This is a genomic window from Streptococcus sp. 1171_SSPC (genome assembly GCF_001069335.1).
GTDB classification, from domain to species: domain Bacteria; phylum Bacillota; class Bacilli; order Lactobacillales; family Streptococcaceae; genus Streptococcus; species Streptococcus xiaochunlingii.
This window is the reverse complement of sequence record NZ_JWAK01000037.1, coordinates 86,096-95,899: the sequence shown is the minus strand read 5'-3', so window position 1 is coordinate 95,899 and position 9,804 is coordinate 86,096. Positions and strand designations below refer to the sequence as shown.

The following is a 9,804-nucleotide window of genomic DNA, read 5'->3' as shown; positions in this document are numbered from 1 at the left end:
TTCATAGATCTGAACTTTATCTTTATAAGTCAATTTCATAGTAAAAACACCCCAAAAGTTAGATTTTTTCTATCTAACTTTTGGGGTGCAGTTCAAACTAAAGCTTTTTTTGTTTTATCAATTGTTTTCTAAATAGTTTTTAATAATCTGTAATTCATCTTGGTTCAAGGGGCGGTAATCACCTGTTGTTAGGTCGGGGTCTAATGAAAAATCTCCAAATTTGATTCGCTTGAGGCTAGTTACCTTGACACCGACAGATAAAAACATCTTTTTCACCTGATGAAATTTCCCTTCAGACAGGGTGACTAGTGCCTGACTTTCGGTAAGGCTGGAGTTAAGGATTTTTAGTTTGGCCGGCTTACACCTGGTCCCGTCTAAGAAGGTGATTCCTTCTTGAAATCCCTCTATATGAGCGGGTTCAAGAGGGCCGTTGACTGTTACCGCGTATTCTTTTTCGATATGGTATTGGGGATGAAGGAGTTGGAAACCTAGAGGTCCATTGTCTGTTAGTAGGAGGAGTCCGGTCGTATCCCGATCCAGTCGACCGATAGGATAGGTCTTGAGGGTCCGGTCTTCTGCTCGGAGGAGATCCAACACTGTAGGATGTTGGGCATCCTTGGTAGCCGTCACTAGTCCTTGAGGTTTATAAAGAAGAAAATAGTGATGGGAACAGTCGGTAAGGACCTGATCCTTCCAGCGAACTTCTTGGAGACCTGTATCCACATTTTGGGATAATTTTGTTGCAGCAAGTCCGTCGACTAGGATCTGCTTTTTGGCTAGGCTCTGTTTGATTTCTTTGCGGGGAATTTGGTAGTGAGCCAGTAATTGATCTAATCTCATAAAAGACAGGATAGCATGAAATGGAGAGAATCACAAGTATTCGGAAAAAGGATGAAGAAAAGGGATAAAGAGGTGAAAGATTTTCATGAATAGAGTGGTTAGGAGTGGGAATGAGAAAGAAGGTTTTCGAAAGAAAGCATGAAAACATTTACACTTACTTGAGTTAAGTCATTTGCTTAAAATTGTGGTATAATCGTTCAGTTAGAAAATAAATTTTTGAATACAATAGAGGAAATCATGACAAAATTAAGAGAAGATATCCGTAATATCGCGATTATCGCCCACGTCGACCATGGGAAAACAACCCTCGTTGACGAATTGTTGAAACAATCTGAAACTCTTGACGCACGTACTGAGTTGGCAGAGCGTGCTATGGACTCAAATGATATCGAAAAAGAGCGTGGAATCACCATCCTTGCGAAAAATACAGCAGTTGCCTACAATGGAACTCGTATCAACATCATGGACACACCAGGACACGCGGACTTCGGTGGAGAAGTTGAGCGGATCATGAAAATGGTTGACGGTGTTGTTTTGGTCGTAGATGCTTACGAAGGAACCATGCCACAGACTCGTTTCGTATTGAAAAAAGCCTTGGAACAAGACCTTGTGCCGATCGTTGTAGTTAACAAAATCGATAAGCCATCTGCTCGTCCAGCAGAAGTAGTAGACGAAGTCTTGGAACTCTTTATCGAGCTTGGTGCGGATGATGACCAACTTGACTTCCCAGTCGTTTATGCGTCAGCGATCAACGGAACATCTTCCTTGTCAGATGACCCAGCAGATCAAGAAAAGACCATGGCGCCAATCTTTGACACTATTATCGACCACATTCCAGCTCCAGTTGATAACTCAGATGAGCCCCTTCAATTCCAAGTGTCACTCTTGGATTACAATGACTTCGTTGGTCGTATTGGTATCGGACGTGTCTTCCGTGGTACCGTAAAAGTTGGGGACCAAGTAACCCTTTCTAAACTAGACGGCACAACGAAGAACTTCCGTGTTACGAAGCTCTTTGGTTTCTTTGGTTTGGAACGTCGTGAAATCCAAGAAGCTAAAGCAGGTGACTTGATTGCCGTATCAGGTATGGAAGATATCTTCGTTGGTGAAACCATTACTCCAACAGATGCTATTGAAGCTCTTCCAGTTCTTCATATCGATGAGCCAACCCTTCAAATGACCTTCTTGGTCAACAACTCACCTTTTGCTGGTCGTGAAGGGAAATGGGTGACTTCTCGTAAGGTCGAAGAGCGCCTTCAAGCAGAATTGCAAACAGACGTTTCTCTTCGTGTAGAACCAACAGACTCACCAGATAAATGGACCGTTTCAGGACGTGGGGAATTGCACTTGTCTATCTTGATCGAAACCATGCGTCGTGAAGGATACGAGCTTCAAGTATCTCGTCCAGAGGTTATCATTAAAGAAATCGATGGTGTGAAATGTGAGCCGTTTGAACGTGTGCAAATCGACACACCAGAAGAATACCAAGGGTCTGTCATCCAAAGCCTTTCTGAACGTAAGGGTGAAATGTTGGATATGGTTGCAACAGGTAACGGTCAAACTCGTTTGGTCTTCCTTGTTCCTGCGCGTGGTTTGATTGGATACTCAACTGAATTCTTGTCAATGACTCGTGGTTACGGGATCATGAACCATACCTTTGACCAATACTTGCCATTGATTCCAGGGGAAATCGGTGGTCGTCACCGTGGTGCCCTTGTTTCTATCGATACTGGTAAGGCAACAACCTACTCTATCATGTCTATCGAAGAACGTGGAACCATCTTTGTTAACCCAGGTACTGAGGTTTACGAAGGCATGATCATCGGTGAAAACTCTCGTGAGAACGACTTGACTGTTAATATCACGAAGGCTAAACAAATGACTAACGTTCGTTCCGCTACTAAGGACCAAACAGCGGTTATCAAGACTCCTCGTATCTTGACGCTTGAAGAATCACTCGAGTTCTTGAACGACGATGAGTACATGGAAGTAACACCTGAATCAATCCGTCTACGTAAACAAATCTTGAATAAGGCAGAGCGCGAAAAAGCAAACAAAAAGAAAAAATCAGCTGCAGCTGAATAAGAAATAAGAAAGGAGTGACAAAATGGTTTATTTAATTATAGGTATTTTGATCCTCCTTTTTTACCTTTTTGCAGCTCCAAAGAGCATCAGAGGAACTCTGAATGTAGTTACCCTAGTCGTATTGTTGGTCTCTTTGGTCATCCTCCTTTGCTTAGCGATTTTCCAAATTTTCCAATTGCCTTCAGAATTTTTTGTGGGCGCCTTCCTTGCTTTTGTAGGCTACCTGGCCCTCGTTGATATTTCGCGATTGCCGACCAAGTCTTCTAAACGCTTGGATAAATCAGAATAAACTGGAGAGCTTGTCTCCATATAATAGAGTTGTTGTGGTATAAAATCATGGCGACTCTTTTTTTATGAAAGATGCTGAAGAGGTCATTTTTGCTGTCTTTAGACTTTTTAATTTGTCTAAAAAAGGGTAAAATAGAAGGTGAACAAATTGGAGAGAAAAATGCTATGAACGTCATTGAAACATTTAAAAATAAAAAAGTCCTTGTTTTAGGATTGGCTAAGTCTGGAGAATCTGCAGCACGACTACTCGATCGCCTAGGAGCTATCGTAACGGTGAATGATGGCAAAGCCTTTGAAGAAAATCCTGCAGCCCAAAGCTTGCTGGAAGAAGGAATCAAAGTCGTAACAGGAGGACATCCTTTGGAACTCTTGGATGAAGACTTTGCAGTGATGGTGAAGAACCCTGGAATTCCTTACACGAATCCTATGGTTGAACGGGCCCTTGAAAAAGGCATCCCTGTTTTGACCGAAGTTGAATTGGCCTACCTCATTTCAGAAGCACCCATCATCGGAATCACTGGTTCTAACGGAAAAACAACCACCACCACCATGATTGGAGAAGTATTAACGGCTGCTGGACAAAACGGTCTCTTGTCTGGAAATATTGGTTTTCCAGCTAGTCAAGTCGCTCAAACAGCGACAGCTAAAGACACATTGGTAATGGAATTATCTTCTTTCCAATTGATGGGGATTGAAGCCTTTCACCCAGAAATCGCAGTCATTACCAATTTGATGCCGACCCACTTGGATTACCATGGATCTTTCGAAGGCTATGTAGCTGCAAAATGGGCGATTCAAAAGAATATGACTGCCAAGGATTTTGTAGTACTAAACTTTAACCAAGATTTAGCCAAAGACTTGGCGCAGCAAACAGAGGCTACTGTGGTGCCATTTTCAACCCAAGAAAAGGTAGACGGAGCATATTTAGAGGATGGTGTCCTTTACTTCCGAGGTGAAGCCGTTATGCGAGCAGACCAAATCGGAGTACCAGGTAGCCACAATGTAGAAAATGCTTTAGCTACTATTGCAGTGGCCAAACTTCGTGGCATTGACAATCAAACTATCCAAGAAACCTTATCAGCCTTTGGCGGGGTGAAGCACCGCTTGCAGTATGTAGCTGAGATTGAAGGGGTGAAATTCTACAATGATAGCAAGTCTACCAACATCTTGGCAACCCAAAAAGCCTTGTCTGGCTTTGATAATGCTCATGTCATCTTGATTGCTGGTGGCTTGGACCGAGGCAATGAGTTTGACGAATTGGTGCCAGATATTACTGGTCTTAAAAAAATGATCATCCTTGGAGAGTCTGCTGAACGGGTGAAACGAGCAGCGGATCAAGCGGGTGTGTCCTATCTAGATGCGACGGATGTGGCAGACGCAACGCGCAAAGCCTTTGAATTAGCTGAGCCGGGCGATATCGTCTTGCTTAGTCCAGCCAATGCCAGTTGGGACATGTACGCGAATTTTGAAGTACGGGGCGATGAGTTCCTTAAAACAGTAGAAGAGTTGAAAAATTAATATGAAAAAAATAGTATTTACAGGGGGAGGTACAGTTGGGCATGTGACCTTGAACCTTCTCCTCATCCCTCGCTTCATCGAGGATGGTTGGGAAGTTCATTATATTGGAGACAAGAAAGGGATTGAACACCAAGAGATTTTGAAGTCTGGTTTGGACATCCATTTCCATTCGATTGCGACGGGCAAGTTGCGCCGTTATTTCTCTTGGCAAAATATGTTGGATATCTTCAAGGTCTTCTGGGGAATTCTCCAATCAATTTGGATCATGCTTCGTGTACGGCCACAGGTTTTGTTTTCTAAAGGAGGCTTCGTTTCTGTTCCTCCGGTAGTGGCTGCACGACTCTGTTTTGTTCCTGTATTGGTCCATGAATCCGACCGTTCCATGGGCTTGGCCAATAAAATTGCTTATAAGTTTGCGACAAAAATGTTCACAACCTTTGAGCAGCCGAAAAGCCTAGTGAAAGCCCAACATGTGGGAGCTGTGACCAAGGTTCATCAGGAAGCCCTTCCAACTCCAGTAGAATTGGAAGCAGTATTTGCTCAATTTGATCCACAGTTGCCAACCCTCCTCTTTGTGGGTGGCTCTGCTGGCGCGCGAGTGTTCAATGAGTTTGTCACAAATCATCGAGAAGCCTTGTTGGCAAGCTACAATGTCATTAATTTGACAGGGGACTCTTCCTTGAATGAACAAGCACCTCATCTTTATCGCGTTGATTACGTGACGGATCACTATCTTCCTTTGCTCCAAAAGGCAGACCTAGTAGTGACCCGTGGTGGTGCCAATACGATTTTTGAACTCTTGGCCATGAATAAGCTCCATATCATCGTTCCCCTAGGGAAAGAAGCTAGTCGGGGAGATCAGATTGAAAATGCTCAATACTTTGTGGAAAAAGGCTATGCAGAAACCATCGCCGAGCCAGAATTGAGCATGGATCGGTTGCAAGAAATGATGGATAAAATGTTCCAAGAGACTGAAAGCTATCATCAAGCGATGAAGGCTTCGAATGAATTGCTTTCCTTGGATGAATTTTACAGTCTAGTCCATCAAGAAATTAATAAAAGGAAAAAATGACGGATAAGAAGAACCAAAAAACTCCTAAGGAAGTAACCAAGCTCTCTGAATGGCAGAGACGAAACCAGGAGTATCAAAAAAAGAAACAATTAGAAGAGCAAGAAGAAAAAGAAAAGAAGGCACAAGAGGAGAAGGAAAGACAGGAACTTCTGAATCAAAACGCTCCCTCGGAAGATCCAGAAGCAGATGGGCAAGATGGCGAGTCTGCAGAAGTAGAGGAAGATGAGAATGTAGCTGATCTAGCTGAGGAGGAAGTGCAAGAAACTCTTCCTGACGAAATAGACGAAGAGGATGAAGAAGAAAAAATCATCTACCTAACAGAGCCTTCAGAAGATAGGTTCGAAGAAGAGGAACTAGCGAAGAAGGCCAAAAAGGAAGGTCAGATTGCGAGACGTCACATCTATCGAGCTATTCCTGTTTTGGTGATCAGTACCTTGATTGCAGTCTTTTCTGCCTACCTTTTAACACCCTTAGCTAAGCAAAAAATCATCGAATTTTCAGGGAATAAAAATGCGGATCAGACCTTGTTGTTTGAAAAGAGTCAGATCCAAGACCGGGATTATACCTTGACAACCTTTTTAAATCGGGATCGCTATCTTGCCAATATGAAGGCGGCAAGTCCATGGGTCAAAGATATTTCGATGACCTATGCCTTCCCTACGACGTTTAAGGTTCAGGTGGAGGAATACCAGGTCTTTGGTTACTATGTGACGGAGGAAGATCACTATCCCATTTTAGAGAATGGGGAAGTGGTGGAGACGCCAGTTGCTGCGGATCAGCTTCCCAAGGGCTACCTAGCCGTTCGTTTTTCTGATCGAGAATTGGTCCGACAATTCGTCAAACAACTGGGGAAAATACCATCTTCTGTGCGCGACGAAATTGAGTCAGTGGACTTGACACCGAGCAAGGTGACGAAGGATTTAGTGACGCTGACCATGAAGGATAGCACTAAGGTCCTAGTGCCTGTATCTCAGATCAAGCGTAAATTGCCTTATTACCATCAAATTCGCAAGCTGATTGAAGATGACAGTGTCATTGATATGGAAGCAGGGATATATAGTTACAATGCAGAAACAATGGCTACTTTAGCTCAGGAAAAGAAAGAAAAAGAAGAAGGGGAGGGGAACAAAACAGAAGAAGCTAACGCTGACTCGACAGATTCTGATGAGAGTGCAGTTGTAACCGAGCAACACGAAGAAGTTCCCGCTGAGTAAACCCTCATAAATTATCTGAAATAAATAAAGAAAATATGCCCACTATGGGCATTTTTGTGTTATAATGAAATTTGGATAGTTCTAACTAAAATGGAGCTATTAATTGACGTATAGGAAAACAAAAGAGAGAGGACTGGTGTAATGGCTAGAAACGGCTTTTTTACAGGTTTAGATATCGGTACTAGTTCAATAAAAGTATTGGTGGCAGAACATGTCAATGGAGAAATGAATGTAATTGGAGTCAGCAATGCAAAAAGTGCTGGCGTCAAAGATGGAATTATTGTTGATATTGAGGCTGCTTCTAATGCGATTAAAAGTGCAGTAAGCCAAGCAGAAGAAAAAGCAGGAATTTCAATCAATCTTGTGAACGTTGGGTTGCCAGCAAACCTTCTTCAAATTGAAGCAACTCAAGGAATGATTCCTGTAACCAGTGATTCAAAAGAAATTACGGATGCAGATGTTGAAAATGTTGTCAGATCTGCTTTGACAAAGAGTATGACTCCAGACCGTGAAGTCATTACCTTTATTCCAGAAGAGTTCACAGTTGACGGTTTCCAAGGAATCCGCGATCCACGTGGAATGATGGGAATCCGTTTGGAAATGCGTGGTCTCTTGTATACTGGTCCTAGAACTGTCCTCCATAATTTACGGAAAACAGTTGAACGTGCTGGTTTGCAAGTTGAGAACATCATTATTTCACCACTTGCAATGATTAAGTCTGTATTGAACGAAGGAGAACGTGAGTTTGGTGCGACCGTCATTGATTTAGGTGGAGGACAAACGACAGTAGCTTCTGTTCGAAATCAAGAACTTCAATTTACAAATATCTATCAAGAGGGTGGCGATTACGTTACCAAAGATATTTCTAAAGTATTGAAAACTTCTCAAAAATTAGCAGAAGGCTTGAAGTTCAACTATGGAGAAGCTTATGTTCCATCAGTTGGTGATGAAGTCTTCCACGTTGAGGTGATTGGTGAAGTAGAACCTGTCCAAGTATCTGAAAAATATTTGGCAGAGATTATTTCAGCTCGAATCAAACACATCTTCGACCAAATCAAACAAGATCTTGAAAGAAGACATTTGCTTGATTTGCCTGGAGGAATTGTCATCATCGGTGGTGGCGCTATTCTCCCTGGTATTGAAGAATTGGCGCAAGAAGTCTTTGGTGTAAATGTGAAATTGTATGTTCCAAATCAAATTGGTATCCGCAATCCAGCTTTTGCCCACGTGATTAGCTTGTCTGAATATGCTGGAAATCTAACAGATGTAGATATTCTTGCTCAAGCTGCTGTACATGGAGATCAACGTCTACGTCAGCAACCAGTTCAGTTTGAACGACCAGTACAGCAACCAGTTGTTCCAGCATATGTACCGGAAGAAATTGAGCCTGTAGTTAACGTCGAGCAACAACATCCAGTTGAAGAACAAAAACAAGAAGAAAAAACTACCTTTACAGACCGAATGAAGAATTTAATCGGTAATATGTTTGATTAAGGAGTGTAAGTATTTATGACATTTTCATTTGACACAGCAGCGGCACAAGGTGCAGTTATTAAAGTAATCGGTGTCGGTGGCGGTGGCGGTAATGCCATCAACCGCATGATTGACGAAGGAGTTGCTGGTGTAGAATTCATCGCAGCAAACACAGATGTACAAGCACTTTCAAGTGCAAAAGCAGAAACAGTTATCCAATTGGGTCCTAAGTTGACTCGTGGTTTGGGTGCTGGAGGTCAACCTGAGGTTGGTCGTAAAGCCGCAGAAGAAAGTGAAGAAGTATTGACAGAAGCTTTGCAAGGTGCAGACATGGTCTTCATCACTGCAGGGATGGGTGGAGGATCTGGTACAGGTGCTGCACCAGTCATCGCTCGTATTGCTAAAGCTGTTGGTGCTTTGACAGTAGCCGTTGTGACTCGTCCTTTCGGATTTGAAGGAACAAAACGCGGAAACTTTGCAATCGAAGGGATCAATGAACTTCGCGAGCATGTGGATACTTTGTTGATCATTTCTAACAACAACTTGTTAGAAATTGTAGATAAGAAAACACCACTTCTTGAAGCATTGAGCGAAGCAGATAATGTCCTTCGCCAAGGGGTTCAAGGGATCACTGACTTGATCACAAGCCCAGGCTTGATTAACCTTGACTTCGCTGACGTGAAGACTGTTATGGAAAATAAAGGAAATGCCTTGATGGGTATTGGTGTAGGTAATGGTGAAGAGCGTGTCATTGAAGCAGCTCGTAAAGCTATCTACTCACCACTCCTTGAAACAACCATTGACGGTGCTGAAGATGTGATCGTCAACGTTACTGGTGGTTTGGATATGACCTTGATTGAAGCAGAAGAAGCTTCTGAAATTGTTAACCAAGCAGCTGGTCATGGCGTAAACATTTGGCTCGGTACATCTATTGATGAATCAATGAAAGATGAAATCCGCGTAACAGTTGTCGCAACTGGTGTTCGTCAGGACAAAGTTGAAAGAGTTAGTGGAATTGCGTCTCATGCACCAAGTTCAGCACGTTATTACCAAACTGGACCACGTGAACAACGTCCACAAACTCCACAATTCGATCGCGAATTCGATTTGAAGGAAGAAATCGAAATGCCTACTCCTCAATCACGTGCCAAACAAGAAACACCTCGTGGATCTGCGTTTGGAGATTGGGACATTCGTCGTGAAAACATTGTCCGTCAGTCTGATACCAGCACTGGTCGTCAAGTTGAACGCTATGTGGATTCTTCTTCAGAAGATGACGAGTTGGAAACACCACCATTTTTCCGTAATCGTTAA

General features: G+C 42.8%; 8 protein-coding genes. 7 read left to right on the top strand and 1 reads right to left on the bottom strand.

All coding sequences use genetic code 11. The features are described 5' to 3' along the window. Positions 1–117 precede the first annotated feature (117 nt). A complete protein-coding gene (locus ADF75_RS08105; RefSeq protein ID WP_048789768.1) occupies positions 118–840 on the bottom strand; it encodes a 16S rRNA pseudouridine(516) synthase in 723 nt (240 codons plus the stop codon). A gap of 237 nt (positions 841–1,077) precedes the next feature. Between ADF75_RS08105 and typA the strand changes: the two genes are divergently transcribed. The 7 genes from typA (at position 1,078) to ftsZ (ending at position 9,804) form a co-directional block, all read left to right on the top strand. Beyond that, positions 1,078–2,925 carry a translational GTPase TypA gene (gene typA, locus ADF75_RS08100; RefSeq protein WP_048789767.1) on the top strand — a complete coding sequence of 616 codons (1,848 nt, stop codon included), beginning with the start codon at positions 1,078–1,080 and terminating at the stop codon, positions 2,923–2,925. 22 nt (positions 2,926–2,947) lie between these two features. Continuing rightward, entirely contained in the window at positions 2,948–3,214 is a 267-nt protein-coding gene (locus ADF75_RS08095; protein WP_023026447.1) for a DUF3165 family protein, read from the top strand. Positions 3,215–3,378: 164 nt separating this feature from the next. Continuing rightward, a complete protein-coding gene (gene murD / locus ADF75_RS08090) occupies positions 3,379–4,731 on the top strand; it encodes a UDP-N-acetylmuramoyl-L-alanine--D-glutamate ligase (RefSeq protein ID WP_048789771.1) in 1,353 nt (450 codons plus the stop codon). Position 4,732: 1 nt separating this feature from the next. Then, positions 4,733–5,803 carry a UDP-N-acetylglucosamine--N-acetylmuramyl-(pentapeptide) pyrophosphoryl-undecaprenol N-acetylglucosamine transferase gene (locus ADF75_RS08085; RefSeq protein WP_048789766.1) on the top strand — a complete coding sequence of 357 codons (1,071 nt, stop codon included), beginning with the start codon at positions 4,733–4,735 and terminating at the stop codon, positions 5,801–5,803. Further along, entirely contained in the window at positions 5,800–7,017 is a 1,218-nt protein-coding gene (locus ADF75_RS08080; RefSeq protein ID WP_048789765.1) for a cell division protein FtsQ/DivIB, read from the top strand. The genes ADF75_RS08085 and ADF75_RS08080 overlap by 4 nt, the downstream gene beginning before the upstream one ends. Positions 7,018–7,158: 141 nt before the next feature. After that, a complete protein-coding gene (gene ftsA, locus ADF75_RS08075) occupies positions 7,159–8,511 on the top strand; it encodes a cell division protein FtsA (protein WP_048789764.1) in 1,353 nt (450 codons plus the stop codon). 15 nt (positions 8,512–8,526) lie between these two features. Next, positions 8,527–9,804, top strand: coding sequence for a cell division protein FtsZ (ftsZ, locus tag ADF75_RS08070; RefSeq protein ID WP_048715782.1), 1,278 nt, complete (start codon positions 8,527–8,529; stop codon positions 9,802–9,804).